Genomic DNA, 26,278 nt, shown 5'->3' on the forward strand with positions numbered 1-26,278 from the left:
TGCCAGCAATATCATTTTGACATCAAGGCACCGTGTTCACTACAGAAATCGCAGTGGTCTCGCCCCCCGCGCCCGGCCAGTGGATGACCGGCAGGCACCAGCATCACCAGGCGCTCGGTGCGAAACGGCAGCGATACCACGCCCTCACTGGCCTTTCGCGACACAAGGCCGCTCCCCCCAAAAAACGTACAGCATCGACTGGTGCAATGCCTCAGAGCACGCGCTTGATCAACGGCTCCAACCGGCTGAAACGCAACCGCCGCAGAAGCTTGCGTACTTCCTTGGGGTGTTCGGCCTTCACCCCCAACGCCTCTGCCGAGGCAATCTTCGGCGCATGCCGGCGCAGCTCGCTCAGCTCCGCTTCCCTTGGCGCCAGCCATTGCCCTTGCGGGTCATCGATCAGCAGGCCGTTTTCCAGGTCCAGGTTGAACCCGCGCGGGTTCAGGTTGTTCCCGGTCAGCAGCGAATAGCGTTGGTCGACCCACACGCCCTTGGCATGGAAGGTATGCCCGGGATCGTTCCAGATCCGCACTTGTAGCTGGCCGCTGGCAATCGCCGCATGGCGGCGTCGGGCGAAGGCACGCAGGTTGTCTTCGTACAGATAAGGCAAGGCGCCACTGGCACTGAACGGCTCACCCGGGGCGATGTAGAAGTCGTTGGCCGTGCGATCACCGACGATCAGCTCAACGTGCACCCCCCGCTCCAGCGCATGGTCAAGCTCGCGCATAACCACCCGCGGCGGGTTGAAATACGGCGTACTGATGATGAGTTGCGTGCGCGCCGCCGCCAACAGAGCGCACATTGCCCGGTTCAACGGGTTGCCACGGCCCACGCCCAACAGCGGAATCACCCGCAACCCCTGCCCTGCCACGCTGGATGGTGCCTCGTAGGCCATGCGCCGCAACCGCGCTCGCAAGCGCCGGATATCGCCGCGCAGGCTGCGGGTGGCAGGTTGTGCAGGCAAGTCGAGGCGTGGTGTGGCGGTGTGGTGCAACAGGCGCTGTACCAGGTCGACCATGGCGTCGGCAAGCCCCTGCGACTGGAACAGGTGGTAGCGGTCCAGGCGATAGCGGTCGAAGCGGTGCAGGTAGACGTTGTTCAGGCTGGCGCCGGTGTAGATCACGCAATCGTCGATGATGCTGCCCTTCAAGTGCAGCACGCCGAACAGCTCGCGGGTCTGCACCGGCACCCCGTGAATGACGATATCCAGCCCGCGCAACTGGCGCTGGGCCTGATACCAGGCGGCGTTACCCGGCTGACGCCCGCCCCCCAGCAGACCACGGCGGGCACGGAACCAGTCGACCACGATGGTGATTTCCAGACCTGGCCGCTCGGCCTTGGCCTGGTACAAGGCATCCAGCACTTCCTGGCCAGCCTCGTCTTGCTGCAGGTACAGTGCGACGATGACGATGCGCCGGGTCGCGGTGCGGATGCGCTCGAGCAGGCAGGCGCGGTATGCCTTGGCATCGGGCAGCACCTGGATCGACTCGGGCGATATGGCGTAGCCTGGCAATGCCGCCAGCATGGATTCGGGGTTCACGAACGATCACCTTCTCTGTGCAATCACTGTCGGCCCTGCCAGCCGGCGGGGCCATTCCTGGCCGCTGCGCCCGGGGTGTAAGATCAACCCGGCAACGACCTATAACAACAAGAACCACGCGAGGCTGTATTTCTCTCTGCCCCTGACGAACTCTGCCTCAGCTTGCACAGGAACAGCGCAATGGTCCACCCCGCTTCTACAAACCTGTCGCCGTCTATTGTAAAGAGTTGTTCCGTAAAGACCTTCGGCTTTCTGATTTTGCCCAACTTCACCACCATCGGTCTGGCGTCGGCGGTGGAAACCCTGCGCATGGCCAACCTGGCCGCGCGCAAGCTACTGTTTCGCAGCGTGCTGATTGCTGCGGACGAGGCACCCGTGGTCGCCAGCAACGGCATGCGGGTACTGCCCGACTACAGCATCGCCAACGCCCCGGAGCTGGACACGTTGCTGGTGGTCGGCGCCAACCCGATCGACCGTGGCCGTAGCAGCCGCCCGCTGATCGACTGGTTGCGCAAGCTGGCCCGCCAGCACCTGCCATTGGGCGGTATCTGCACCGGTAGCTACCTGCTGGCCAAGGCCGAACTGCTCAAAGGCTACCGCTGCACCATCCACTGGGAAGACCTGCCGACATTGCAGGCGCACTTCCCCGGCATTGTCATTTCCAGCCAGCTGTTCGAACTGGACCGCGACCGTTATACCTGCTCGGGCGGTGTGGCAGCCATGGACATGATGCTGCAACTGGTGGCCCGCGAACCCGGGGGCCAGGACATTGCGGCCAAGGCGGCAGAGCTGTTGCTGTGCGACCGGGTGCGGGGCGAGCGCGATCGCCAGCGGGTACCGCTGCGCACCCTGCTTGGCAGCGCCCAACCCAAGCTGAGCCAGGTGGTGGCGATCATGGAGGCCAACCTGGAAGAACCACTGGGGCTCGAGGAGCTTGCCAGCCTCAACGAGGTGACCGTGCGCCAGCTGGAGCGGCTGTTCCACAAGTACCTGCAGCGCACGCCCAGCCAGTATTACCTGGAGCTGCGGCTGTCGCGGGCGCGGGAGTTGCTGCTGCGCAGCGATGTGCAGGTGCGCGAGGTGGCGCTGGCCTGCGGGTTCAGCTCGCCGGCGCATTTTTCCAAGAGTTACAGCCGGTTCTTTGGCTTGTCGCCGCTGGGGGAGCGGCGGCAGGCCTCTTTACACTGATCCAGATCTTGCAATAGTTTTGCCGGCCTCTTCGCGGGTTCACCCGCGAAGAAGCCAGTACAGGCTTATCAATCTTCCAGTGCCGAGTGCGCCGTTTCCCGGCACATCAGCATCGCCACCAGTGCCACCAGTGCTGCCGCCAGCAAATACCCCGCCGGCGCCAGCTTGCTGCCAGTCACCTGAATCAGCCAGGTGGCAATGAACGGTGCAGTCCCGCCAAACAGCGCGTTGGCCACATTGAAGCTGAGGGCAAACCCACTGAAGCGCACCCGGGTCGGGAAAATCTCGGCCAGCAGGCACGGCAAGGTTCCGTCGTTCATTGCCAGTATCGCCCCGAAGCAAATCTGGATCGCCAGGATGACCAGCAGCGGTTGCCCGTCAAGCAGGCGGAACAACGGCACGGTCAGCCCCAGGAACAACAGCGAAGCCACCACCAACATGGTCTTGCGGCCAAACCGGTCGGACAGCCGCCCCATCAGGAAGATCAAGCCAATATAAGTGGCGAGCGATACTGTCGAAGCAATGAATGAATCCCGCTCGCTCATGCCCATTTCACTGGACAGGTAGGTCGGCATGTAGCTGAGCAGCAGGTAGAACGCCACCGCGTTCAGGCAGGTAACGCCAATGCCGATGGCCAGGCTGCGGCGGTGCTGGCCCAGCAGCTCGCGCAGCGGCGTCGGGGCCATGCCGGCCTTGTGTTCCAGGCGCTGCTCCATCTCCAGGAACTTGGGCGTGTCCTGCAGGCTCATGCGGATATAGCGCCCCACCAGGCCGAACGGCGCCGCCAGCAGGAACGGCAGGCGCCAGCCCCATTCATGCAGGGCTTCGCTGCTGAGCAGTTCGTGCAGTACCGCCACGAACGCCGCACCAAACAGCAACCCCGCTGCCGTGCTGGCCGGCACGATACTGGTGTACAGGCCACGACGGCCGGGCGGCGCGTATTCGGCCAGGAACGCCGCAGCACCGGCGTACTCGCCCGACGCAGAAAAACCCTGCACCAGGCGGATCAGCAACAGCAGCGCCGGCGCCCACAAACCGATTTGCGCATAACCAGGCAGCAGGCCGATGCAGAAGGTCGATACCGACATGATCAGGATCGACCACGACAGTGCGTTGCGCCGGCCATGGCGGTCGCCAAAGTGCCCCCAGACGATACCGCCTAGCGGGCGGACCAGGAACGACAGGGCAAACACGGCGAAGGTTGCCAGCAGGCCGTTGGTCTTGTCGGTCTGCGGGAAGAAGGTGGCGGCGATGATGGTGGCCAGGTAGCCGTAGGCGGCGTAGTCGAACCACTCGACGAAGTTGCCCATGAAACTGGCCCGGGCGGCCTTGCGCAGGGCCTGGCGTTCGGCGTTGTGTGCGGGACCGGCGACGGCGGATGGGTCAAGTGTGGTGCTGGACATGACGGGTACCCTCTGGTTCTTTTAATTGGAGGCAGGGTCTGGTGGTCATACAGTGATATTTTTGTTGTCCGGGTTGGCCTCATCGCCGGCAAGCCAGCCCCCACACGGGACTCCACAGGCATTGCATGCTGTGCAGTATCTGCAGGCGCTGGCTTGCCGGCCATGAGGCCAGCTGCGGTCTTTATTTGCGAATGATGTTGTGCTCCGGCCCATACGGGAACCTGGTGATGTTCTCGGCGCCGTTGTCATTGACGATCAGGATGTCATGCTCGCGGTACCCGCCCGCCCCCGGTCGCCCTTCGGGCAGCATGATCATCGGTTCGATCGACACCACCATGCCAGGCTCCAGCACCGTGTCGATGTCTTCGCGCAGCTCCAGCCCCGCTTCGCGGCCGTAGTAGTGGCTCAAGGTGCCGAACGAGTGGCCATAGCCAAAGGTGCGGTACTGCAGCAGGTCGTGGCGCAGGAAGATTTCGTTCAGTTCACGGGCGATGTCGCTGCAGCGCATGCCCGGGCGTACCAGTTTCAACCCAGCCTCGTGCACCTCCACGTTGGCCTGCCACAGGCGCAGGTATTCATCCGGGCAATGGTCGAGGAACAGTGTGCGCTCCAGCGCGGTGTAGTAGCCAGCGATCATCGGGAAGCAGTTGAGGCTAAGGATTTCACCCTTGCCGACGCGGCGGCTGGTCACCGGGTTGTGCGCGCCATCGGTGTTGAGCCCGGACTGGAACCAGGTCCAGGTGTCCATCAGCTCCGCATCGGGGAAGCGCCTGGCAATTTCACGGACCATCGCCTGGGTGGCATGCAGCGCCACTTCATACTCCGGCACCTGCTCGCGCAGCGCCTCCACCACCGCCGCACCGCCAATGTCGGCCACCTGCGCACCTTGGCGGATCAGCGCCTGCTCCTCCGCCGACTTGATCATGCGCATGCGCATGCACGGCGCGCCAATGTCCAACAACTCGGCTCTGGGGTAGCAGGCGGCCAGCTTGGCGTGGTTCTGCAGGTTGAGGTGGTCGTGTTCGACGCCGATGCGCGAGGCCAGCGGCAGCGCCTGCTGGATGGCAACGAAGTAGTTGTCGCGTTGCCAGTCGGTGTAGACGATGTTGTCAGTGCCGACCGTGCGCCGCCAGGGCTGCCCGCCATCGATATTGGCGCTGATCGAGACGACCTTGTCCTGGGTGATCACCAGCGCATACGGGCGGCCGAACGAGCAGTAGAGGAAGTCGCTGTAGTAGTTGACGTTGTGATACGACGTGAAGATCGCCGCTTCGATGTCCTGCTCGGCCATGTAGGCCCGCAGCCGGGCGTGGCGGGCTGCATATTCCTGCGCCGAAAAGGTCGGCTGCACCTTGTCGCCATTGCGGATTTTCAGGGTCTTGGGCATTTGCATGGTCGGGGTTCCTTGTCGTTGTGAGCACGCTGTTCAGGCCGGCCGCCTGAGAAGCATTGCAACAGAACCGACGAGGACGTTTTTGTATCTATCCGACCTGGAATTGGCGGGATCACCAGGGCCAAGGGGGCTGCTCTGCAGCCCCCCGCAACACCGTTACTTCAGGTCAAAACGATCCAGCTCCATGACCTTCTGCCAAGCGGCCACAAAGTCCCGCACGAACTTGTCACCCCCATCACTGCTGCCATACACCTCGCTCAACGCCCGCAGCTGGGCATGCGAACCAAACACCAGGTCAACCCGGCTACCACTCCACTTCACCTGCCCGGTCTTGCGGTCGCGGCCTTCGAAGGCCTCGTTGTCCGCCGAGGTCGGCTTCCATTCCACGCCCATGTCCAGCAGGTTGCGGAAGAAGTCGTTGCTCAGGGTGCCGGGCTTGTCGGTGAACACGCCCTGCTTGCTGCCGCCATGGTTGGCGCCCAGCACGCGCAGGCCGCCAATCAGCACGGTCAGCTCCGGCGCCGTCAGCGTCAGCAACTGGGCCTTGTCCAGCAGCAGCTTCTCAGCCTTGACGCTATAGCGGGCCTTGGTGAAGTTGCGGAAGCCATCGGCCAACGGCTCTAGCACGGCAAACGACTCGACATCGGTCTGCGCCTGAGACGCATCGACGCGGCCCGGGCGGAACCCTACGCTGCCCGTGTAACCGGCGTCCTTGGCGGCTTTTTCAACGGCTGCGGTACCGGCCAGCACGATCAGGTCGGCCAGAGAAACCCTCTTGCCGCCGTTGTTGAACTCGCCCTGGATCTTTTCCAGCGCCGCCAGCACCTTATCTACCCCCTGGTTTGCAGCCCAGTCCTTCTGCGGTGCCAGGCGCACGCGGGCGCCATTGGCCCCACCGCGCTTGTCGGAGCCGCGGAAGGTCGACGCCGACGCCCAGGCGGTGGCGACCAGTTCGCCCACGCTCAAGCCCGAAGCCAGGATCTTGGTTTTGAGATCTGCGATGTCTTGCTCGCTGATCGTGGCTGGATCTGCCTTGGGCAACGGGTCTTGCCACAGCAACTCTTCGTTGGGCATTTCCGGGCCCAGGTAGCGGGCCAGCGGGCCCATGTCGCGGTGGATCAGCTTGTACCAGGCACGGGCAAAGGCATCCGCCAGCTGGTCAGGGTTGTCCTTGAAGCGACGGGCGATCGGCTCGTAGATCGGGTCGAAACGCAGCGCCAGGTCGGAAGTAAGCATCGACGGTGCGTGTTTCTTGCCCGGATCGTGGGCATCCGGCACGGTGCCTGCGCCTTTGCCCTCTTTCGGCCGCCACTGGTGCGCACCGGCCGGGCTCTTGGTCAATTCCCACTCAAAGTTGAACAGGTTGTTGAGGTACTCGTTGCTCCACTTGGTCGGGGTAGAAGTCCAGGTCACTTCCAAGCCGCTGGTGATGGTATCCCCGCCTTTGCCGGTACCAAACTTGTTGGGCCAGCCCAGGCCCTGCAGCTCAAGGCCAGCAGCTTCCGGCTCGGGGCCGACATTGTCGGCAGGGCCGGCACCATGGGTCTTGCCAAAGGCGTGGCCGCCGGCGATCAGCGCCACCGTTTCTTCATCGTTCATGGCCATGCGGCCAAAGGTTTCACGGATGTCCTTGCCCGAGGCCACCGGGTCGGGGTTACCTTCCGGGCCTTCCGGGTTCACGTAGATCAGGCCCATCTGCACGGCGGCCAGCGGGTTTTCCAGGTTCCGCTCGGCCGACAGGTCGCGATTCTGTTCTTCGCCGTGCTTGGCCGGCTCGGCCACCAGGTCCCCCTGGCCTGGCGGCTGGGCCTTGACCTGTTCCTTGCCGTAGCGGGTATCGCCGCCCAACCAGACCTTTTCCGAGCCCCAATACACATCTTCGTCCGGCTCCCACACATCGGCGCGCCCGCCAGAGAAACCAAAGGTCTTGAAGCCCATGGATTCGAGGGCAACGTTACCCGTGAGCACGATCAGGTCGGCCCAGGAAATCTTGTTGCCGTATTTCTGCTTGATCGGCCACAGCAGGCGCCGGGCCTTGTCCAGGCTGACGTTGTCCGGCCAGCTGTTCAGAGGGGCGAAACGTTGCTGGCCAGAACCCGCGCCACCGCGACCATCGCCGATGCGGTAGGTGCCCGCGCTATGCCAGGCCATGCGGATGAACAGCGGACCGTAGTGGCCGAAGTCGGCGGGCCACCAGTCCTGCGAGTCGGTCATCAAGGCGGTCAGGTCTTGCTTCAGGGCCTGGAAGTCGAGGCTCTTGAACGCCTTGGCATAATCGAAGTCCGGATCGGGGCTGGATTTCGACGAATGCTGGTGAAGAATGCGAAGGTTGAGCTGGTCAGGCCACCAGTCACGGTTGGTGGTGCCGCCACCTGCGGTTTGATGGAACGGGCATTTCGATTCGTTCGACATCTGCGGGTACCTTTGGGTCGGTTATCCAGATTTCCGGTCTATGCCAGGTGTTCTTTCAGCCGAGCGTGTGGGCTCGTGCTACCCCTCATCAGGTCTACACGGGGCCACGGGAAAGACTAGACCAGCTTGGGCAGAGTTCTAATAGAGTGGCTGTTAGGGGTTGATAGGCTGGCTCTGTCAGGTTTGCTTGTGCTGGCCTCTTCGCAGGTGAACCCGCGAAGAGGCCAGCACATTCATACAAGGCAAGCAGGCCAGCGGCGTGCTTCAATACACCGCCAAGCCCTCTATTCCGGAACCTGAGCCCAATGAACCGCAACGACCTGCGCCGCGTTGACATGAACCTGCTGGTGCTGTTCGAAGCCTTGATGATCGAACGCAACCTGACCCGCGTCGGTGAAAAGCTGTTCATCACCCAGTCCACCGTCAGCGCCGCCCTCGCCCGCCTGCGCGAGCTGTTCGACGATCCGTTGCTGATCCGCAGTGGCCGGGCCATGGAACCCACGCCAAGGGCCCTGCAGATTTTTGCCGAACTGGCGCCAGCGATGGACGTGATTTCCGCCGCCATCAGCCGCGCCCGCGAATTCGACCCGGCCAGCAGCTGCAATGTGTTCCGCCTGGGCCTGTCGGACGATGCCGAGTTCGGCCTGTTCCCGGCCTTGCTGCAGGCCCTGCGCGAAGAAGCCCCGGATATCAGTGTGGTTGTGCGGCGCGCCAACTTCCTGCTGATGCCTGGCCTGCTGGCCAGCGGCGAAATCTCGGTAGGTGTGAGCTACACCACCGACCTGCCAGCCACGGCCAAACGCCGCAAGCTGCGCGACATCGGCGTGCGCGTGCTGCGCGCCGACGACCGCCCCGGCCCGCTGACCCTCGACGAATACTGCGCGCGCCCGCATGTGATGGTGTCGTTCTCCGGCGACATGAGCGGCAACATCGACCTGGACCTGGCGCGCATCGGCCGTTGCCGCAAGGTGGTGCTGGCGGTGCCGCAGTTCGGCAGCCTGCGCGCCCTGCTGCGCAACACCGAGCTGATTGCCACCGTGCCGGACTACGCCGCCTGCGCCCTGGCCGACGACGGTAGCCTGCGCGCCGACCCGGCGCCGTTCGACATCTCCGAGGCCGAGCTGTCCATGGTCTGGAGCGGCGCCCAGGACAACGACCCGGCCGAGCGCTGGCTACGCGAACGCATCCTGCAGTTCATGGCCCGGTAGGTAATCACTCACTTCTTGCGCTGCATCCACGCCGCGCCCAGCCCACTGAGGCAGATCACCGAAATTCCCGCCAGGCTCAGGCTATCCGGCACCTGGCTATAGAATAGAAGCCCAAGCAACCCGGCAAACACGATCTGGCAGTAGCTGAACGGTGCCAGCAACGCCGGTGCCGCATGGCGGAAGGCCTGGGTCAGCAGCAGGTGCGCAGTCATGCCAAAGCCACCCAGCGCCAGCATCAGCAGCGCATGGTCCCAACGCGGCACCACCCAGAAGAACGGCACCAGTGCACTCATTGCCAGGGTGTTGCACAGCCCTGCATAGAAGTTGCTGGTGGTCGGGCTGTCATGCGCAGCCAGAATGCGCGTCAGCAACTGATAAAAGCAGAAGCCCAACGCCGAACCGAAAGGATACAGAATGGCCGGGGTAAACATCGCCCCACCCGGGTGCACCACCACCAGCACGCCGATAAAGCCCATCACCACCGCCACCCACTGCCCCACCGTCACCCGTTCTTTCAACAGGGGTGCCGATAACGCGGTGACCAGCACCGGGGCAAGAAAGTTGACCGCAGTGGCCTCGGCCAGCGGCAAGTATTGCAGGCCAGTGGTAAACAGCAGGCTGGTGCTCAGCAGGCTCAAGGCCCGCAGCGTCTGCAACACCGGGCGGCGCGTACGCAGCACGTTAAGGCCTGACTTGGGCAGGAAGATGCCGGCCATCAGCAGCGTATGCACCACGTACCGGGCCCACACCACCATGACGATCGGGTACAGGCCGCCGAGGAATTTGGACAAAGCATCGTGGCTGGCAAACAGCAACGTCGCCACCACCACCAAGGCGATGCCGCGCAGGGGTTGGTTGACGCCGGACAGCGGTGTACTGGAACTCATGGCTCTCTCGATGACGGCGCGCCAGCAGGCAAGCCCAGGGAAGGCCGCACAGGCGTGGCCTGGCGGATGCGACTGCTCGAATTCTAGAAGAGATGCCGCAGCATAAGGAAGTTCATTTGCCGCTTGTCCACGCCGGCTGCAATTACTGTTCGCTGATCGACCACTTTGTGCCTTGAACGCATGGCCCGGGCCTCGCTGATCACCCACCATCGAGTGCGAACCCTGCACACCCTACAAGGAATTTACATGCAAAGGCTCACCACCCGTAACGGTCTGGACCTGCCAGCAATCGGCCTGGGCACCTGGCCAATGACCGGCACCGAATGTACCCAGGCCGTGCACCAGGCGCTGGACGTGGGTTACCGGCACATCGACACTGCCACCGCCTACGAAAACGAAGCGGCCGTTGGCCAGGCCCTGCGCGACAGCGACGTGCCACGCGAGCAGATCCACCTCACCACCAAGGTGTGGTGGGACCGCCTGGAGCCCAAGGCCATGCGCCAGTCGCTGGAAGACAGCCTGCGCGCCCTGGGCACCGAGCAGGTCGACCTGTTCCACATTCACTGGCCCGGCAAGGATTGGGACCTGGCACGCAGCATCGACACCTTGGTAGCGCTGCGTGACGAGGGCAAGGCGCGCCACATTGGCGTGGCCAACTTCCCGCTGGGCCTGCTGCGCCAGGTGGTGGAAACCCTGGGTGCGCCGTTGTCGGCGATCCAGGTGGAATACCACGTACTGCTCGGCCAGCAACCGCTGCTCGACTACGCCCGCCATCATGACCTGTTGCTCACCGCCTACACCCCGCTGGCCCGCGGCCAGGCGGCGGCGCAGCCGGTGATCCAGGCGATTGCCCGCAAGCACGGCGTGCTGCCCAGCCAAGTGGCGCTGAAGTGGTTACTGGACCAGGACGGTGTGGCGGCGATCCCAAAGGCCAGTAGCCGCGAGAACCAGCTGGCCAACCTGGCAGCATTGAACGTGCAACTGGACGACGAGGATCGCGCGGCGATTGCCCAATTACCGAAAGATCAGCGGGTGGTAAGCCCGCCGTTTGCGCCAGACTGGAATAGCTGAAATTCGTAAGCGCGACACGGACCTTGTGGGAGCGGGCGTGCCCGCGAAGAAGCCAACTCGGTGGCTGGCACCGGCTGCGCCGGTGTTCGCGGGCATGCCCGCTCCCACAAGGATTGCACAAGCTCTTAAAATTTGAGCAAGACAATTACCCCCACAATGGGCTGCGTGAGCCGTCAGCTAGGCGTAATGACCTGCTTCAACCGCTCACTCGCCGGTGCCGGCCGCCCGTACAGGTAGCCCTGGAAATGCGAGCACCCTTCCGCCGCCAGCCGGCGCATCTGCTCTTCCGACTCCACCCCTTCGGCCGTGGTCTTGATCATCAGGCTGTTGGACAGGTCGGTAATGGCACGGATGATCGACATCGCCTCACGGCTTTCGCACATGTCATGCACGAACGACTTGTCGATCTTGATCCGGTCGAACGGGAACGACCGCAGGTAGCCGAGCGATGAATACCCGGTGCCGAAATCGTCCAGCGAAATGGACACGCCCAGGTCTTTCAGCGCGCGCAAGGTGCGCACGTTTTCCTCGCTGTTACCCAGCAGCACCGACTCGGTGATTTCCAGCTCCAGGCGCTGCGCCGGTAGGCCCGAGTCGGCCAGGGCCAAGGCCACAACCTGCACCAGGTTGGCATTCTTGAACTGCACCGGCGACAGGTTGACCGACACCGTCTGCTCGCTGTCCCAGCTGGCCGCTTCCTGGCAGGCCAGGTTCAAGGCCCGGGTGCCCAGCTCATGAATCAACCCGGTTTCCTCGGCAATGGGGATGAAGTCCATGGGCATCACCATGCCACGGCTCGGGTGCTCCCAGCGCAGCAAAGCCTCGTAGCCGGTGATGCAGTGGGTCTGCTGGTCGACCACCGGCTGGTAGTGCAGTAGCAACTGGCCCAGGTGCAGCGCAGTACGCAGGTCGGTTTCCACCAGGCGGCGCTGGCGGGCTGCAACGTCCAGTTCGACCTCGAAGCACTCGTAGCGGTTTCGCCCGTTGCGCTTGGCCTCGTACAGCGCCATGTCGGCATAGCCGAGCAACTGCTCGGCCTGGTCATTGTCATCGGGGGCAATGGCAACGCCGATGCTCACCCCCACCGTGAACTGGTGGCCTTCGATCTGGAACGGCGGGCAAATGGCATTGATCAGGCGCTGTGCGGTGTTGCACGCGGCATCGCGGCCATCAAGCCCGGTCAGCACCACGGCAAACTCGTCACCGCCCAGGCGGGCCAGGGTGTCGTGTTCACGCAGCTCACGGCGCAGGCGCTTACCCAACTCACGCAGCAGCTTGTCGCCGAAGGCATGGCCCAGGGAATCGTTGATGTTCTTGAAGTTATCCAGGTCCAGGCACAGCGCAGCGGTCAGCTTGGCGTTCTCGCTGCCACGCACCAGCGCCTGGCGCAGGCGTTCGTTGAACAGCGTGCGGTTGGGCAGCCCCGTGAGCGCGTCATGGTGCGCCATGTGGTGGATCTGCGCGTGGGCGGCCAGTTCCTCGGTGGCATCCTCGGCAACAAACAGCACGTAATCAGCCTGGCCTTCGCGGTTCTGGCTGAGCAAGGTACGGCTGCGCAGGGTACGCGGGCCACGGGCGGTGTCGACCCGGGTCTCGGCAGCATGGCCCTTGGTGCTACGGGCGCCACGGGCCAGCTGCTGCTCAAGGTAGTCGGCAGCCGCCGGGCTCAGGCACTCGCCAGGCAGTTGGCCGATCATGCTGCGCTCTGGCCCGCCGAACAGGCGCTCGGCCTGCTGGTTGGCCAGCAGGATACGCTGGCTCTCCAGGTCCTGGACGATGACGCTGGCGGGGATATTGGCAATGACCGAATCCAGGAACTGCGAAAGCTTGGCCATTTCCTGGCTGTACTGCTCGGCCAGTTCCTTGGCCTGCAGCAGCTCCAGCTCCTGACGGCGGCGTTCGGAAATGTCGCGGGTAACCTTGGCAAAACCCACCAGTTGGCCGGCATCGTCGTACACCGCGTCGATCACCACATGGGCGTGGAAGGCCGAGCCATCCTTGCGCATGCGCGAACCGATTTCTTCAAAGCGCCCGGTGCTGCGCGCCTGCTCCAGGTTATGCGCGGGCAACCCGGCGGCGCGCTCGGCATCGGTGTAGAACAGCGAGTAATGCTGGCCGACGATTTCCTCGGCGTGGTACCCCTTGGCACGCTGAGCGCCGGGGTTCCAGTTGGCCACGACACCTTCGGGGGTGAGCATGTAGATGGCATAGTCCACCACACTCTGAATCAATAGCCGGTACATGATGTCGGGGCTTGCGACTAACGACATGAACTTTACCTGAACCTTCGAAGCGCATGAAAAGGGACCCCGGCAAGCAGTGGCCGGGCTTCTGAAAGCGTTGATGGCATTATGCCGCTCATGACGATTTTGTGAAGTAGCTCACAAAAATGTCGCTATTCCTCTTCAAGGACGAACGAAGGCGGGCAAGCCCTCAATGGCGGGCGCCGCTCACCAGGAAACTGAGCAGGTCCGGTTCATCAGCCAGGGCAATGGCCTGCGCCGGGCGCGACAGGTTCGCCAGCACGGCCTTGCAGAACGCCACGGCCGGGGCATCATGTGCGTAGCACCGCAGCAACCAGTCGCCCTCGCCGCACAGCAACTGCAACGCCACCGCTTGGCCGATGCCCTGGCGGCGGTATTTTTTCAGGATGAACAGGTCAGCCAGTTCCAGCGCGTCGATGCCCGGCAATTCGCTGCGTTCCACCAGTACGAAGCCGGCGATGAAGCCGTCCGCCAGCACCAGGTAGGCGCCCCAGCCGTCGTCCTGCCAGTAGCGGTGCAGGTGCTCGTCGTGGATATAGAAGCGGCCGTCCACTTCGACGTCCTCCTGCTCCCAGTCGGAGGACTCGTAGGAATAGAACTGGTAGAGGTTGCGGATCAGCGGGGCCTGGTCAGCGGTGGTTGGCAGCAGCGCGATGGGCAGCATAGGGTGGGGCTCAGGCAAAAGGTCGATTCTAGATCACCGGGCCCAACAGCAAAAAGCCCAGGCCCTCCCCGCACGGAAAGGCCCAGGCAAAAACACAGCGAAAAATGGTCAGCACGTTGGGGGCGCTACGCGCCCCTTTCGCGACACAAGGCCGCGAATGGGCTGCGCAGCAGCCCCAACGGTTTCAGCCTTCCTGCAACGCACGCGGCCGGTGGCTGCGTGCCTCGGCCTCCAACGCCGTGGCCCCCTGCAGGTGGAAGTCGAACGCCAGTTCGGCAAAACGCTCGCCTTGAACGCCGCGGTCACGCGCCGCCGCAGCATCCTCGACAAAGCGCAGCTCGCCGATCAGCCCGTCACGGGTGGCGTAGGCAAAGTCGTCCCACAGGTACTTGTCACCCTCGAAGTTGATCTGCGTGGTCAGGTGGCGGTGCCCGGGTGCCGAGATGAAGAAGTGCACATGCGCCGGGCGCTGGCCGTGACGCCCGAGCAGGTCCAGGCATTCCTGGGTCGGGCCCTGCGGGTCGCAGCCATATCCCGATGGCACGATGGAGCGCGCACGGTAGCGGCCCTCGGCATCGGTGATGATGCGGCGGCGCAGGTTGTACTCGGACTGGGTCGAGTCGAAGTACGAATATGTACCTTGGGTGTTGGCGTGCCAGAGGTCGACGGTGGCGCCGGCCAGCGGCTTGCCTTCGGCGTCGAACACCTGGCCTTTCAGGAACATCACCACCCCTGGGTCGGTGCCGTCATCCATGCGCGCTTCGCCTTGTACCAGCGGCGCCCCGGCGACATACAGCGGGCCTTCGATGGTACGCGGGGTGCCGCCACCCAGGCCGGCTTCGGCATCCTTGGCGTCCTGCAGCAGGTCGAGGAAGTGCTCGATGCCCAGGCCCGCAGCCAGCAGGCCAGCTTCGTTACGGCCACCCAGGCGGTTGAGATAATCAATGGCGTGCCAGAACTCGTCTTCGGTGATTTCCAGGTCTTCGACCAGGCGCGCGGTGTCTTGCAGCACACGCAGGATGATCTGCTTGAAGCGTGGGTTGCCTTCGGCGTGGTCCAGGCCCGCCACTTTGTTGAAGAAGGCTTGAATGTCGGCAGTGTGGGAAATTTTCACGGTCATCGTGCGTACCTCATATTGTTCTTGTCAGGTAGACAGGTGCGTATCAGCGGTCGTCGCTGTGGATCGACGAGGGATGCCGGCACAGGCCGTCGACCTCGATGTCCATGTACGGGAACAACGGCAGTTGCATCAGGGTGTCGTGCAACGACTCGACGCTGGGCACATCGAATACGCTGTAGTTGGCGTAGTGCCCGGCAATGCGCCACAGGTGGCGCCAGGTCCCTTCACGTTGCAGGCGCTGGGCCAGTTCCTTTTCATCGGCCTTGAGCTGGGTGGCCTTGGCCGGGTCCATGTCCACCGGCAGTTTCACGGTCATCTTCACGTGGAACAGCATGATTATCTCCTTGTTTGCTGATCAGCGACGGGCGAAGCGCGCCAGGCGCTGTTCGTCCAGGGTCAGGCCCAGGCCTGGGGTACGGGGAATGTGCAGCTGGAAGTCGCGATATTGCGGCGGCTCGTTGACGATTTCTTCGGTCAGCAGCAGCGGGCCGAACAGCTCGGTGCCCCAGGTCAGTTGGCGTAGGGTGAGGAAGGCGTGGGCCGAGGCCAGGGTGCCGATCGAGCCCTCGAGCATGGTGCCGCCATACAGGCCGATACCGGCGGCCTCAGCGATTTGCGCGGTGCGCAGCACGGCACGCGGGCCGCCGTTCTTGGCGATTTTCAGGGCAAAGATGCTGGCGGCGCCGTCGGCGGCCAGGCTGAAGGCATCCTCGACGCTTTCGATGGACTCATCGGCCATGATCGGTGCAGGGCTGCGCTGGTTCAGGCGCACCTGGCCACCGCGGTTGATACGCGAAATCGGTTGCTCGATCAGGTCGATGCCGTTGTCGCCAAGCACCTGGCAAGCGCGGATGGCCTGGGATTCGTCCCAGTACTGATTCACGTCCACTCGCACACTGGCGCTGTCGCCCAGTTCGCGTTTTATCGTCACCACGTGTTTGAGGTCCTGCTCCACCGGGTTGGCGCCAATCTTCAGCTTGAACACCCGGTGGCGGCGAATTTCCAGCATGTGCCGGGCTTCGGCGATATCACGGGCGGTGTCGCCACTGGCCAGGGTCCAGGCCACTTCCAGGCTGTCGCGCACGCGGCCGCCCAGCAGTTCGCTGACCGGCAGGCCCAGGCGTTTGCCCTGGGCGTCGAGCAAGGCGCTTTCGATACCCGACTTGGCAAAAGTGTTGCCCTTGGCCAGCTTGTCAAGCTTGAGCATGGCGGCGTTGATGTTGTCCGCCGCCAGGCCGATCAGTGCCGGGGCCAGGTGGGCGTCGATGTTGGCCTTGATGCCCTCGGGGCTTTCGTAGCCATAGGCCAGGCCACCGATGGTGGTGGCCTCACCGATACCTTCCACGCCATCGCTGCAACGCACACGCAATACCACCAGGGTCTGCTGCTGCATGGTGTGCATTGCCAGCTTGTGCGGGCGAATGGTCGGCAGGTCGACGATAATTGCATCAATACGTTCAATCAGCGCGCTTGTCATTGTTGCCAGGTCCCGTCAGGTCGGGCTGCCAGTTGCAGGCCCGAATGGTGCATTACTTGATTGTTCAAGGATTGCGCGAGACCCTGATGAACGTCCAATATCAAATGAATCTCCCACCATACCCTGGAGGTCTGATGGAGCTGCGCCACCTGCGTTACTTCAAGGTCTTGGCCGAGACCCTGAACTTCACCCGCGCCGCCGAGCTGCTGCACATTGCCCAACCGCCCTTGAGCCGGCAGATCAGCCAGCTGGAGGACGAGCTCGGCACCTTGCTGGTAGCGCGCGAACGCCCTCTGCGGCTGACCGAGGCCGGCCGCTTCTTCTACGAGCAGACCTGCACCGTACTGCAGCAACTGCAGAACATCAGCGACAACACCCGCCGCATTGGCCAGGGCCAGCGCCAGTGGCTGGGCATCGGCTTTGCCCCCTCGACCCTGTACAACGTGCTGCCAGAGCTGATCCGCGAGCTGCGCCAGGACAGCGAGCTGGAACTGGGCCTGAGCGAGATGACCACGCTGCAGCAGGTGGAAGCGCTGAAGAGCGGGCGCATTGACATCGCCTTCGGGCGCATTCGTATCGAGGACGCGGCCATTGCGCAACAGGTCCTGCGTGAAGACCCGCTGGTGGCCGTGCTGCCCAAGGGCCACCCGCTGGCGGGCAGCCCGCTCAGCCTCGCCCAGCTGGCTGGCGAAGCGTTCATCCTCTACCCGGCCAACCCCCGGCCCAGTTATGCCGACCACGTGCTTGCGCTGTTCGCCCAGCACGGCATGAGCATCCGCGTCAGCCAGTGGGCCAACGAACTGCAGACGGCCATTGGCCTGGTGGCCGTCGGCGTGGGGGTAACCCTGGTGCCAGCATCGGTACAACAGCAGCACCGCACCGATATCGAGTATGTCGGCTTGCTTGATAGCAGCGCCGTCAGCCCGATCATACTTAGCCGGCGCAAGGGTGACGTGAGCCCGATCGTGCAGCGGTGCCTGGGGTTGATCGAGCAACAGGCACCATGAACAAACCTTGCACCCTGTGGGAGCGGGCGCGCCCGCGAACACGGGCAGAGCCCGTGCCATCCACCGAGTCGCCTGCTTCGCGGGCATGCCCGCTCCCACAGGGTATGTGTTGTGCTCAGGAATGTGCTTGAGCGCGGCGGCGGTAGGCCAGCAGCAGGAACACGAACCACAACGGCATCACGCACAGCGCCAACCGGGTATCCGGCTGCAGCGCCAGCAGCACCAGCACAAAGCCGAGGAAACCCAGGGTGGTGATGGCCATCGGCACCCCGCCCGGCAACTTGAACGCCGAGGCGTCGTGCGCAGTCGGGTTGCGTTTGCGATAGGCAAGGTACGCCGCAAGGATCATCGACCAGGTAAAGATCACCAGGATTGCCGACACGGTGGAAATCAGCGTGAACACCGTCATCACCTCCGGGATGATGAACAGCAGGCTCAACCCGATCAGCATGCACACGCCGGAAAACACCAGGCTGTACACCGGCACGCTCAACGCCGAAAGCCTGGCGAACAGGGCCGGCGCGTTACGCCGCTCGGCCAGCCCGAACAGCATCCGGCAGCCCGAGTAGACACCGCTGTTGGCCGAAGAGGCTGCCGAGGTCAGCACCACGAAGTTGATCATGCCGGCCGCCGCGGGGAAGCCGGCCAGCAGGAACAGCTCGACGAAGGGGCTGCGGTTGGCCGGCACCTCGGCCCACGACACCACGCTGATGATGCACACCAGCGCCAGGATGTAGAACAGCAGAATGCGCAAGGGGATAGTGTTGATGGCCTTGGGCAGCGAGCGATGCGGGTTCTTTGCCTCGGCGGCGGTGGTGCCGATCAGTTCGGTGCCGGCAAAGGAAAACACGGCAATCTGGAAGCCGGCAAAGAACCCGCTGATGCCATGGGGGAGCACGGCGCCCGGCGCGACCACGTTCGACAGCGAAGCAACCACGCCATTGGGTGAGGTATAGGAGGTGGCGATCATCACCGCCGCTGTGATGATCAACAGCACGATGGCGACGATCTTGATGATGCCGAACCAGAACTCCACCTCGCCAAAAATCCGCACCGCCAGCATGTTCAGCCCCAGCAGCACGAACAGGGTGAAGAACGCGGGTAGCCAGGCCGGTGCATCGGGGTACCAGTACTGGAAGAACCCGGCCACCACGACCACGTCGCCGACCACCGCCACGCTCCAGCTCAGCCAGTACGACCAGCTCAGCACAAAGCCGGCGCGCGGCCCCAGGTAATAGGCAACGATATCGGCGAACGACTTGAAGCGCAGGTCGGATAACAGCAGCTCGCCCATGGCGCGCATGACGAAGAACACGAAAAACCCGAGGATGGCGTACACCAGCAGAATCGAGGTGCCGGACAGCGCGATCACCTTGCCGGAGCCCATGAACAGGCCGGTGCCGATGGCGCCGCCTATGGAAATCAGCTGAATGTGGCGGTTTTCCAGTGTGCGTTGCAGGTGCCCTTCACGGTCGGGCGTTACCGGTTTGCTTTGCTCAAGGCATGCGGGCATGTCTTGCATGGCGACCTCTTGTTATTGTTGGCCTGTCACATGTCGCGGTGCCGTAACAAAGCCCTTTACAGGCTTCGCCACGGCTGGTTACGCGGGTTAGCGCGCGCTTTCGAACCCTTGCAGGGTGTTCACGGCGTTGATGCCGATTTCGTCGACCATGTAGCCGCCTTCCATCACGAACAGGGTCGGGATACCCGCACTGGCGATCTCGGCGCCCATGCGCAGGAAGTCTTCGCTGATGAGCTTGAAGTGGCTGATCGGGTCATCCTCGAAGGTGTCGACCCCCAGCGACACAACCAGAAACTGCGGCTTGTGCGCGACAATGCGCTTGAGTGCATCCTGCAAAGCCGGCTGGTACTGGGCCCAGCGCGTGCCCTTGCCCATCGGGTAATTGGCGTTGAAACCCTCGCCAGCGCCTGCGCCTTGTTCATGGGCGTAGCCGGAAAAGTACGGGTAGGACACGTGCGGGTCGCCATGCAGGGAGGCGAAGAACACATCGGGGCGATGGTAAAAGATGTTCTGTGTGCCGTTGCCGTGGTGGAAGTCCACATCCAGCACGGCAACGCGTTTGGCGCCTTGGCTCAGGCAGCGCTCGGCTGCGATGGCGGCGTTGTTCAGGTAGCAGTAGCCGCCCATGTATTCCCGTGCTGCATGGTGCCCCGGTGGGCGGCACAGGGCGAAGGCGCTGTCGGCACCGTCGATGATGCGCTGCATGCCGGTCAAGGCAACGTTGGCGCTGCTGCGCACCGCCTCCCAGGTGCCGGCGGTGATCGGGGCCCCCGCGTCCATGGCATAGAAGCCCAGCTTGCCGTCGATGAAGCCGGGCTCACGGTCAATGGCCAGGTCGCGCACTGGCCACACCAGCGGCAGCGCATCGTGGGTTTTGCCGGTATCGGCCCATTCCGACCAGGCGTTTTCCAGGAAGCTTACATAGCGCTCGCTGTGCGCCGCCACGTAGCAGCCACGGTCGAAGGCCTGTTCGGCAATGACATCGCCAAGGCCGGTGCTGTGCACCCGGGCCAGCACGGTGTCGGCACGCTGGGGGTTTTCGAACGATGGCGTAATGGCGCCGTCCTTGAGTTCCGAGCCATGGTGCAAGCGGTGGTTGTTGCTAAATACTGTCAGCACACGAATGTCCTTTTTCAAGGGGTTACCGGATAACCAATTTTCGCGACAGAGCGGTGAAAATGCTTTGCTTTATGCTCAATCAAACTGGATGCTTGAGCAAAGCATTCACAAGGTTGGCCACCTATGAGCAAAGCCTTTGCTATTGAACAACTGGACGACACCGACCGCGAGCTGCTGCGCCTTTTGCAGGAGGACGGCACCCTGTCGAGCGCTGCGCTGGGCGAGCGTTTGTCGATGACCGTGACGCCCTGCTGGCGCAGGCGCAAACGGCTGGAGGAGCTGGGCATCATCAAGGATTACCAGGCCAACCTCGACCGCAGGAAGCTGGGCTACGACGTGATGGCGTTTGCCCAGGTGCGCTTTGGCAACCATTCGGCCAACGCACCGGATGAGTTCGAGCAGGTGATCCTGAAGCTGCCGCAGGTGCTGTCCTGCCACAAGGTGACCGGCGAGGCTGACTATGTGCTGACGGTGTTGGCAAATGACCTGGAGAGTTATGGGCGATTCGTGGAAGAGGTGTTGCGCCGTCAGCCAGGCATTGCCTCGATCCAGTCGAGCCTGGCGTTGCGCGAAGTGAAGGCGGTTTCCCGAATACCCGTGCCCTGAAACCCACCGCGCTGCGCTTTTGATTTTTGTAGGAGCAGCCTTGTGCTGCGAAGAGGCCATTGCAACTGAAGATAATCTTCAGCCTTACCGGCCTCTTCGCAGCACAAGGCTGCTCCTACCGGGTGATGCGTTAGCCTGATTGATGGTGCAAGACAGTCGATCCCACAAAAAATCAAAAGCAGACCGCGCATGATTTGGGTGCAGCCTACTCCGGCAAGCTGTAGCGCTCGGCAAAGTACTGGCGGAAAAAGTCCACCGCCACCCGCACCTTGGCCGAGCTGGCCAGCGGCGAGGTGTACACCGCCCAGATGTCCGCCGGCTGGTGATAAGCCTCCAACACCTGCACCAGGCGCCCGTCCTGCAAGCTGTCGTGCACGTCCCACCATGAACGCAGCAGTATCCCGCGCCCGTCCAGGCACCACTGGTGCGCCACTTCGCCATGGTTGGTCGACAGGCCGCCGGTCACCCGCACGCTTTCTTCACCCAGCGGACCCATCAGTTGCCACACGCCGAACGGGTGGTCGCGCTCCTTGATCACCAGGCAGTCGTGGCTGCCCAGGTCGCCCAGCACCTTGGGCGTGCCGCGCCGCGCCAGGTACGCCGGGGCGGCGCACAGTACACGGCGGTTTCGGGCCAGCGGCTTGGCGATCAGGTTGGGGGCGATGGCGTTGCCCACGCGGATGTCCAGGTCGACACCTTCGGCAATCAGGTCCACCAGGCGGTCGTGCACATCCAGGCGAATGTCCAGCCGCGGGTAGCGCTCGGCCAACTCCGACAGAGCCGGCGCCACGAAGCGCCGGCCCAGCCCCAGGCTGCTGGCAATGCGCAACTGCCCGGCCGGCTCGCAGTGCTGGGCACTGATGTCATCGCCCATGCGCTGCACGGCGTCGAATATCTGCAATGCCCATTGATACACCCGCTCGCCCTCCTCGCTCACCGTCACCCGCCGGGTGGTGCGGTGCAACAGGCGCACTTCCAGGTTTTGCTCAAGCATGCGAATGCGCTTGCTGATGTACGCCGCCGACATGCCCAGCTCGTCGGCCACGGCCGCGAAGCTGGCGCGCTTGGCCACTTGCAGGAAGATATTGAGGTCGTCGAGGCTGGGCAGATTATTCACGTATCGTGTTCCAAGAATCCATGATTGGCCAGATTATCTCCGGACCAAGCCCTTATAGCATGACCAGCACCTGTTCCCTAGACAACGAGTGCACCCCATGAGCAAGACCTTCAGAATCGCGGCAATCCCAGGCGACGGCATCGGCAACGAAGTACTGCCTGAAGGCATTCGGGTGGTCGAGGCCGCTGCGCGCAAGCATGGCCTGGACATCAGCTTCGAGTTCTTCGAGTGGGCCAGCTGCGACTACTACCTGGCCCACGGCAAGATGATGCCGGACGACTGGTTCGAACAGCTCAAAGGTTTCGACGCCCTGTACTTCGGTGCCGTTGGCTGGCCAGACAAAGTGCCGGACCACATCTCGCTGTGGGGTTCGCTGCTCAAGTTCCGCCGCGACTTCGACCAGTACGTGAACATTCGCCCGGTGCGCCTGTTCCCCGGCGTACCCTGCCCGCTGGCTGGTCGTGAACCCGGCGACATCGACTTCGTGGTCATCCGCGAAAACACCGAAGGCGAGTACTCGTCGCTGGGCGGGCGCATGTTCGAAGGCACCGAGAACGAGTTCGTGCTGCAGGAATCGGTGTTCACCCGCCGTGGCGTCGACCGCATTCTCAAGTATGCCTTCGAAGTGGCCCAGACCCGCGAGCGCAAGCACGTCACCTCGGCCACCAAGTCCAACGGCATGGCCGTGAGCATGCCGTACTGGGACGAACGCACCGCCGCAATGGCAGCCAATTATCCGGAAATCAGCTGGGACAAGCAGCACATTGATATCCTCTGCGCCCGCTTCGTACTGCAACCAGACCGCTTCGATGTGGTCGTGGCCTCGAACCTGTTCGGCGACATCCTGTCCGACCTCGGCCCGGCCTGCGCCGGCACCATCGGCATCGCGCCATCGGCCAACCTGAACCCCGAGCGCAAGTTCCCGTCGCTGTTCGAGCCGGTGCACGGCTCGGCCCCGGACATCTACGGCAAGAACATCGCCAACCCGATCGCGATGATCTGGTCCGGTGCGCTCATGCTCGATTTCCTCGGCAACGAAGGCACCGACCCACGCTACCGCGCTGCCCATGATGACATCCTCAAAGCCATCGAGCAGGTCATCGCCGCCGGTGACGTAACCCGCGACATGGGTGGCCAGCAGTCTACCCAGCAAGTGGGCCAGGCCATCACCGCGCTGATCGAAGCCTGATGTACCTGGGGCCGATTGTCAGAAGTGTCTGACAATCGGCCCTTTGCCTCTTGCGAGCGGCGTGGATTGTATGCAAAATCTGTTAACCATTAGATATTAGTTAACTTACAGTTAACGGCCAAGGAAGGAGTGGTACCGCAACACCCCGGATGCCTGCCGGGTATAACAAGTACGCCAACGTCCAGGAGACGATGATGTCGCACAAGAATAAAAAGATTGATGTGTTCCTGATTACCGTGAGCCTGATCGCCGTACTGCTCACCGTGATCGGCCTTGCAGCCTTCCCCGCCCAGGCTGAAAGCGCCGCCAACCAGTTGTTCGAGCTGTCCACCCGCACCTTCGGTACCAGCGTGCAGGTGCTGGTGTTTGGCAGTACCCTGGCCGTGCTGTACCTGGCCTTCAGCAAGTACGGCAACATCCGCCTGGGCAGTGGCAAACCTGAATACGCCACCGCCACCTGGGTGTTCATGTTCATCTGTGCCGGCATGGGTTCGTCGACCCTCTACTGGGGCGTGATGGAATGGGCCTACTACTACCAGACCCCGGGCCTGAACATCGCCGCGGCCACCCCCAAGGCACTCGAGTACAGCGTGGGCTACTCGTTCTTCCACTGGGGCATCAGCGCCTGGTCGATCTACGCCCTGGCCTCATTGGCCATGGCCTACCACTTCCATGTACGCAAGAAGAGCGGCCTGAACCTGGCTTCGGTTATCGAAGCGGTGACAGGTTTCAAGGCCACCGGGCCGGTGGGCCGTACCGTCGACCTGATCTTCCTGCTGACCATGATGGGCGCACTGACCGTGTCGCTGGCCCTCACCGCCTCTACCCTGACGCGCGGCCTGCATGACCTGACCGGCACCCCGGATACGTTCACCGTGCAATTGATGGTGATCGGCGGCGTGGCGGTGATGTTCTCGCTCAGCTCCTACATCGGAATCGATGGTGGCCTGCAGCGCCTGAGCAAGATGGTGTGCATCGGCGCGCTGGTGTTTGCCGCGGTTGTGCTGTTGGTGGGCCCGACCCAGTTCACCCTCAACAACACTGCCAACTCGATTGGCCTGATGATCCAGAACTACGTGCACATGAGCCTGTTTACCGACCCGGCGGGCGACGGTGCCTTTACCCGCAACTGGACGGTGTTCTACTGGCTGTGGTGGGTGTCGTACGCCCCGGGCGTGGCCATGTTCGTCACCCGCGTTTCGCGCGGCCGGCAGATCAAGGAAGTGGTCCTGGCCCTGCTGCTGGGGGGCAGCTTCGGTTGCTGGTTCTTCTTCGGCGCGCTGGAAAGCTACAGCATGCACCAGTTCATCACCGGCGCCGTGGATGTGCCGAAAATGCTCGCCGAACAAGGCGGCGAATCGGCCGTGACACACCTGCTGCTGGCCTTGCCGTGGGGCCAGGTGTTCCTCGGTGTGTACCTGTTCATCATGGCCATCTTCTGTGCTTCGCACATGGACGCCGCGGCCTATGCGGTGGCTGCCACCAGCACCCGCAACCTGCGTGAAGGTGACGACCCGACACCCACCCACCGCCTGTTCTGGTGCGTGGTGCTGACCTTGGTGCCACTGGCCATGCTGTTCGCCAAGGCCTCGCTGTCGACCATGAAGACCGCCGTGGTGCTCACTGCAATCCCGTTCATGGTGATTCTGCTGGTGAAGATATATGGCTTCTTCAAGTGGATGATCGCCGACTACGGCCAGGTACCGGCCCACGTCATCGAAGAAGAGGCTGCACGGATGGCCGGTGAGCAACCTGCCGACCATGCCCCGCGCAGCGCTGCTGCCGTGCATTGATTGAATCAGAGGGGCCGTACCGCGGCCTCGTTAAATGGCTGCAAATTTTTTTGCCTGATCTGTTAACCAACAGATACGCGTTAACCAATAACTATAAACCGAGCTTGTGAGAAACCTGTCATGAACGACTTCAAACGCCTGCCCGCCGATTTCTGTGCGAACGCCGACGAGGCCTTCACCATCCCGGCCACTTTCTACACCAAGGCCGCGGTGTTCGAACACGAGAAAGAAGCCATCTTCGCCCGCAGCTGGATTTGCGTGGGCCACCGCAGCGAAGTGGCAGACAACAATGCCTACATCACCCGCGACGTGATTGGCGAAAGCATCATCGTCGTGCGCGGCCGTGACAGCGTGCTGCGTGCGTTCTACAACGTCTGCCCGCACCGTGGCCACCAGCTGCTCAGCGGCAGCGGCAAGGCCAAGAACGTCATCACCTGCCCGTACCACGCCTGGACCTTCAAGCTCGACGGCGAACTGGCCCACGCCCGCAACTGCGACAACGTGGTCAATTTCGACAAAGAGAACTCCACCCTGGTGCAGCTGCGCGTCGAGGAATACGCCGGCTTCATCTTCATCAACATGGACATGGATGCGGGCTCCGTCGAAGACCAGCTGCCAGGCATGCAAGCACGCATGCGCGAAGCCTGCGCGGTAATCGACGACCTGCACCTGGCGGCGCGCTTCGTCAGCGACACCCCGGCCAACTGGAAGTCGATCGTCGACAACTACCTGGAGTGCTACCACTGCGCCCCGGCCCACCCAGGCTTCTCCGACTCGGTCGACGTCGGCCAGTACAGCCACACCATGCACGGTAACTGGACCCTGCAATATGGCCTGGCCAAGCCTTCGGAGCAGTCGTTCAAGTTCGACGAAAACGTGAAAGACCCGTCGTTCGCCGGCTTCTGGGCCTGGCCGTGCACCATGTTCAACGTGCCGCCAGGGGCCAACTTCATGACCGTGATCTACGAGTTCCCGGTCGATGCCGAAACCACCCTGCAGCACTACGACATCTACTTCCTCAACAAGGAAATCACCGAAGAGCAGCAGAAGCTGATCGACTGGTACCGCGAAGTGTTCCGCCCAGAAGACCTGCGCCTGGTCGAAAGCGTGCAGAAGGGCCTGAAGTCGCGCGGCTACCGTGGCCAGGGCCGGATCATGGCCGACCGCGAGCGCAGTGGCATGAGTGAACACGGCATTGCCCACTTCCACAACCTGATCGCCGTGGCCCACCTCGACGATTGATGGCAACCGCTCCACGTTTATTTGCACGTAAAGGTGCGCGGCAGGGCCTGCCGCGC

Annotated in this window: 21 protein-coding genes; 8 read left to right on the plus strand and 13 right to left on the minus strand. The window is 63.0% G+C overall.

Features of this window, described 5'->3' with window-relative positions; all coding sequences use genetic code 11:
* Positions 1-211 precede the first annotated feature (211 nt).
* Positions 212-1,540 carry a CDP-diacylglycerol--serine O-phosphatidyltransferase gene (pssA, locus tag SB765_RS04610; RefSeq protein ID WP_410930997.1) on the minus strand — a complete coding sequence of 443 codons (1,329 nt, stop codon included), beginning with the start codon at positions 1,538-1,540 and terminating at the stop codon, positions 212-214.
* Positions 1,541-1,720: 180 nt separating this feature from the next.
* Between pssA and SB765_RS04615 the strand changes: the two genes are divergently transcribed.
* Positions 1,721-2,728: a GlxA family transcriptional regulator gene (locus SB765_RS04615; protein ID WP_410930998.1), complete on the plus strand. Its 1,008-nt coding sequence runs from the start codon at positions 1,721-1,723 to the stop codon at positions 2,726-2,728.
* 68 nt (positions 2,729-2,796) lie between these two features.
* On the opposite strand, the gene SB765_RS04620 is transcribed toward SB765_RS04615, so the two are convergent.
* From SB765_RS04620 to katG, 3 genes are all read right to left on the minus strand, one after another.
* Positions 2,797-4,131: an MFS transporter gene (locus SB765_RS04620; RefSeq protein ID WP_341798431.1), complete on the minus strand. Its 1,335-nt coding sequence runs from the start codon at positions 4,129-4,131 to the stop codon at positions 2,797-2,799.
* Positions 4,132-4,312: 181 nt separating this feature from the next.
* Entirely contained in the window at positions 4,313-5,524 is a 1,212-nt protein-coding gene (locus SB765_RS04625) for a M24 family metallopeptidase (protein ID WP_410930999.1), read from the minus strand.
* A 156-nt stretch (positions 5,525-5,680) separates the two neighbouring features.
* Positions 5,681-7,936 (minus strand): catalase/peroxidase HPI, encoded by a 2,256-nt coding sequence (gene katG / locus SB765_RS04630; protein WP_341798429.1) that lies wholly within the window; start codon positions 7,934-7,936, stop codon positions 5,681-5,683.
* A 305-nt stretch (positions 7,937-8,241) separates the two neighbouring features.
* Between katG and SB765_RS04635 the strand changes: the two genes are divergently transcribed.
* A complete protein-coding gene (locus tag SB765_RS04635) occupies positions 8,242-9,144 on the plus strand; it encodes a LysR family transcriptional regulator (protein WP_341798428.1) in 903 nt (300 codons plus the stop codon).
* 8 nt (positions 9,145-9,152) lie between these two features.
* Here SB765_RS04635 and SB765_RS04640 read toward each other — a convergent pair whose 3' ends face one another.
* Complete coding sequence (locus SB765_RS04640) at positions 9,153-10,031, minus strand: DMT family transporter (RefSeq protein WP_341798427.1); 879 nt, start codon at positions 10,029-10,031, stop codon at positions 9,153-9,155.
* 246 nt (positions 10,032-10,277) lie between these two features.
* On the opposite strand from SB765_RS04640, the gene SB765_RS04645 reads away from it, so the two are divergent.
* Positions 10,278-11,102, plus strand: a complete 825-nt coding sequence (locus tag SB765_RS04645; RefSeq protein WP_410931000.1) for an aldo/keto reductase — start codon at positions 10,278-10,280, stop codon at positions 11,100-11,102.
* 173 nt (positions 11,103-11,275) lie between these two features.
* Here the strand turns inward: SB765_RS04645 and SB765_RS04650 are convergent, their stop codons facing one another.
* The 5 genes from SB765_RS04650 to SB765_RS04670 all read right to left on the minus strand — a co-directional run bounded on the left by SB765_RS04650 (position 11,276) and on the right by SB765_RS04670 (position 16,627).
* Positions 11,276-13,372, minus strand: coding sequence for a putative bifunctional diguanylate cyclase/phosphodiesterase (locus SB765_RS04650; RefSeq protein ID WP_341798425.1), 2,097 nt, complete (start codon positions 13,370-13,372; stop codon positions 11,276-11,278).
* Between the two features lie 163 nt (positions 13,373-13,535).
* Entirely contained in the window at positions 13,536-14,030 is a 495-nt protein-coding gene (locus tag SB765_RS04655) for a GNAT family N-acetyltransferase (RefSeq protein WP_410931001.1), read from the minus strand.
* A 184-nt stretch (positions 14,031-14,214) separates the two neighbouring features.
* Positions 14,215-15,150 (minus strand): catechol 1,2-dioxygenase, encoded by a 936-nt coding sequence (gene catA / locus SB765_RS04660; RefSeq protein WP_341798423.1) that lies wholly within the window; start codon positions 15,148-15,150, stop codon positions 14,215-14,217.
* A 43-nt stretch (positions 15,151-15,193) separates the two neighbouring features.
* Positions 15,194-15,484, minus strand: coding sequence for a muconolactone Delta-isomerase (gene catC, locus SB765_RS04665; RefSeq protein ID WP_234228043.1), 291 nt, complete (start codon positions 15,482-15,484; stop codon positions 15,194-15,196).
* A gap of 21 nt (positions 15,485-15,505) precedes the next feature.
* The gene (locus SB765_RS04670) at positions 15,506-16,627 is read right to left on the minus strand and encodes a muconate cycloisomerase family protein (RefSeq protein WP_016499204.1); all 1,122 of its coding nucleotides are present in this window, start codon (positions 16,625-16,627) and stop codon (positions 15,506-15,508) included.
* A gap of 134 nt (positions 16,628-16,761) precedes the next feature.
* Here SB765_RS04670 and SB765_RS04675 point away from each other — a divergent pair, with 134 nt between their 5' ends.
* Entirely contained in the window at positions 16,762-17,634 is an 873-nt protein-coding gene (locus SB765_RS04675; protein ID WP_410910210.1) for a LysR family transcriptional regulator, read from the plus strand.
* A gap of 115 nt (positions 17,635-17,749) precedes the next feature.
* Here the strand turns inward: SB765_RS04675 and SB765_RS04680 are convergent, their stop codons facing one another.
* Positions 17,750-19,156 (minus strand): amino acid permease, encoded by a 1,407-nt coding sequence (locus SB765_RS04680; protein ID WP_410931002.1) that lies wholly within the window; start codon positions 19,154-19,156, stop codon positions 17,750-17,752.
* An 87-nt stretch (positions 19,157-19,243) separates the two neighbouring features.
* The gene (locus tag SB765_RS04685) at positions 19,244-20,275 is read right to left on the minus strand and encodes a histone deacetylase family protein (protein ID WP_341798420.1); all 1,032 of its coding nucleotides are present in this window, start codon (positions 20,273-20,275) and stop codon (positions 19,244-19,246) included.
* A 123-nt stretch (positions 20,276-20,398) separates the two neighbouring features.
* Here SB765_RS04685 and SB765_RS04690 point away from each other — a divergent pair, with 123 nt between their 5' ends.
* Positions 20,399-20,881: an Lrp/AsnC family transcriptional regulator gene (locus SB765_RS04690; RefSeq protein WP_016499200.1), complete on the plus strand. Its 483-nt coding sequence runs from the start codon at positions 20,399-20,401 to the stop codon at positions 20,879-20,881.
* A 205-nt stretch (positions 20,882-21,086) separates the two neighbouring features.
* Here the strand turns inward: SB765_RS04690 and SB765_RS04695 are convergent, their stop codons facing one another.
* Entirely contained in the window at positions 21,087-21,998 is a 912-nt protein-coding gene (locus SB765_RS04695) for a LysR substrate-binding domain-containing protein (protein WP_410931003.1), read from the minus strand.
* 97 nt (positions 21,999-22,095) lie between these two features.
* Between SB765_RS04695 and SB765_RS04700 the strand changes: the two genes are divergently transcribed.
* The 3 genes from SB765_RS04700 (at position 22,096) to SB765_RS04710 (ending at position 26,222) form a co-directional block, all read left to right on the plus strand.
* Entirely contained in the window at positions 22,096-23,187 is a 1,092-nt protein-coding gene (locus tag SB765_RS04700) for a tartrate dehydrogenase (protein WP_016499198.1), read from the plus strand.
* 194 nt (positions 23,188-23,381) lie between these two features.
* On the plus strand, positions 23,382-24,980 hold the full coding sequence (locus SB765_RS04705; RefSeq protein ID WP_049274213.1) for a BCCT family transporter: 1,599 nt from the start codon (positions 23,382-23,384) through the stop codon (positions 24,978-24,980).
* Positions 24,981-25,100: 120 nt separating this feature from the next.
* Positions 25,101-26,222, plus strand: coding sequence for an aromatic ring-hydroxylating oxygenase subunit alpha (locus SB765_RS04710; protein WP_410931004.1), 1,122 nt, complete (start codon positions 25,101-25,103; stop codon positions 26,220-26,222).
* Positions 26,223-26,278 lie beyond the last annotated feature (56 nt).

It is taken from the genome of Pseudomonas sp. SIMBA_067, from assembly GCF_046534675.1.
Classification (GTDB): Bacteria; Pseudomonadota; Gammaproteobacteria; order Pseudomonadales; family Pseudomonadaceae; genus Aquipseudomonas; species Aquipseudomonas putida.